The 2532-nt window shown below is 37.2% G+C and carries 3 protein-coding genes; all 3 read right to left on the reverse strand.

Features of this window, described 5'->3' with window-relative positions; genetic code table 11:
• A partial coding sequence (locus V7164_RS24335; protein WP_335355505.1) for a branched-chain amino acid aminotransferase occupies window positions 1–915 on the reverse strand: 915 nt, incomplete at its 3' end.
• A gap of 204 nt (window positions 916–1119) precedes the next feature.
• A complete protein-coding gene (locus tag V7164_RS24340; RefSeq protein WP_335355506.1) occupies window positions 1120–1719 on the reverse strand; it encodes a response regulator transcription factor in 600 nt (199 codons plus the stop codon).
• 11 nt (window positions 1720–1730) lie between these two features.
• On the reverse strand, window positions 1731–2532 hold an 802-nt coding region (locus V7164_RS24345), incomplete at its 5' end, for a sensor histidine kinase (RefSeq protein ID WP_335355507.1).

Below are 2532 nucleotides of genomic sequence, written 5' to 3' on the forward strand. Positions count from 1 at the left end.
AGCAGCTGTTCCAGTGCCAAACGCTTCCTCCAGCTTTCCGTCTAAGCTTGCTTGATAGACTTCATCCATAGAAATCTTTCGTTCAACGATAGGTAAATTCCAATGCTTTAAAAGTTGAATAATGGAATCACGGGTTACCCCTTGTAAAATGCTGCCATTCAATTCAGGGGTAATAATTTCGCCATTAATCTTAAAGAAGACATTCATACTGCCAACTTCCTCAATGTACTTCTTTTCTTTTCCATCGAGCCATAATACTTGAGAATAGCCTGCTTTGCCGGAAACCTCTTGTGCTTTCAGACTGCCAGCATAATTTCCTGCCGTTTTTGCATCACCAGTGCCGCCTTTTACCGCACGAACAAATTCTGTTTCAACTGCAATTTTTACTGGATTTATTCCTTCTTTATAATAAGCTCCTACTGGAGAAAGAATAATAATAAATTGATAGTTTAAAGAGGCTGATACACCTAAATGGACTTCAGTTGAAATAATGAAAGGTCTAATGTATAAAGACGTGCCTTCAAGATTAGGGACCCAGTCTCTGTCTACTCTGATTAGCTCCTCCAATGCCTCTAATGCAAGCTCTTCATCCAGTTCAGGCATGCACAAGCGAGCGCTTGATCGGTTTAACCGTTCAAAATTTTTATTAGGCCTAAATAAAAAAACTTTTTCATCCTTTGTTAAGTAAGCCTTTAACCCTTCAAATACAGTCTGTCCATAATGAAAGATTGTGGCTGCAGGGTCTAAAGTGATAGGTTGATACGGAACAATTCTCGGATCATGCCAGCCTTTTCCTTCCGTATAGTCCATAAGAAACATATGATCTGTGAAGGTTCTTCCGAATTCAAGCTTGTCGAACGCCGGCTTTTCTTTTCTAGTTGTTGCTAAGTTAATTTCAATTTGATGGTCTTTCATTCTTCAATTCCCTGCCTTTTAATATGCTGTGTACTTTAAATGATTTATTCAATCACTAAAAAAAGTTCCTTAGGATTAACACTAAAGAGAATTAAATATTATTTTTAAATAATTTCTAATTGTCGTGATTGTTATTTTAATTATCCGACAATTTATAGTCGTTTGTCGAGAGGTTTTTACAAATTTTTTAAAAAATTATTTTTATCATTTAAACCAGCCTTTTTCCTTCGACTGAGTTATGGCCTCAATTCTGTTTTTTACCTCAAGCTTATCTAGAATTTGCGAGATATAATTTCGGACAGTCCCTGTTTTAATGCTCAATTCATCAGCAATTTCTTTCGTGTTTTTTCCATCAGCCACAAGCTCAAGAACCGCTTTTTCCCGATCTGTTAAAGGGTTTTCTTCGTTATAAACATCATCCATTAATTCTGGCGCATAAATTCTTCTTCCGGCCATCACAGTTCTGATTGAGTCTGCCAGCTCTTCACTTGGACTATCCTTTAATAAATAGCCTCGTACACCAGCCTTCAATGCTCTTTGAAAATAACCTGTTCTTGCAAAAGTGGTTAGGATAATGACCTTGCAACCGGATTCCTTTAATTCTTCCGCTGCCTCAAGTCCACTTTTTTCCGGCATTTCGATATCCATCATACAAACGTCTGGCTTATATTTTTTTACGAGTGAAATGGCTTCTTCTCCATTGCTCGCTTTTCCGACTACTTCCATATCATCTTCCAAATTGAGCAGTGAACCTAATGCCCCTAACATCATGCGCTGGTCCTCTGCAATGACAATCCGAATCATGAATGTTCCTCCTAATCTGCCTGCTTTATAACATTTGGTACTTTCATCGTAATGGCAGTCCCATCTTGTTCACTGATATCTAGCGTGCCATTGACAAATTCCAGCCGTTCTTTAATACCAAGTAATCCGCTGCCTTTTAACTCGTCATAATTGCTTCCGATACCAATCCCGTTATCTTTAATCTTTATACAGACCTCATTTGCTGTTTGCTCAATTGTTATTTTACATTTCGTAGCCTTGCTATGCTTAACAACATTTGTTACTGCTTCCTTCATACACATGCTGAGAATGTTCTCAAGAAAAATGGATACATTAGTAAGCTTTAGTTCATTGCTGCAAATGAATTCGATTTGTGCTGCATCAAGAAGCTGCTTTATGCTAACAAGTTCTTCTTTTATCCGTATACCCCTCATTTGAGAAACCATTTTTCGTACTTCATTTAATGCTGTTCTAGCCGTTTGCTGAACATCCTTCATTTCATTTCGTGCTTGTTCCTGGTCTTTGTACACTAATCTTCTTGCCAAATCACTCTTTAATCCAATGAGAGAGAGCTTTTGCCCTAATGTATCATGCAAATCTCGGGCGATTCTCTGGCGTTCTTCCTGTTTCACGAGATCCGCTATTCTCTTATTCGCATATTCAAGCTGTTCTTCAAGCTTCTCTTGTTTTTTCTTATTATACAAATTAAATGGAAGAAGAATGACACTAATCCAAATAATAATGATAAATGGCAATTGACTTAAAAAAAGCTCATCCCTCAGGATAAAGTTATAATTAATCGAAAAAGTTGTGGCTACTAAATGGATGATATAT

The sequence above is a fragment of the Bacillus sp. JJ1474 genome (genome assembly GCF_036965225.1).
Lineage (GTDB): Bacteria > Bacillota > Bacilli > Bacillales > Cytobacillaceae > Cytobacillus.

What these genes read in the sequence shown, in the direction of transcription:
- V7164_RS24340 (WP_335355506.1), bottom strand. Translation starts at nt 1,719, where the DNA reads ATGATTCGGATTGTCATTGCAGAGGACCAGCGCATGATGTTAGGGGCA.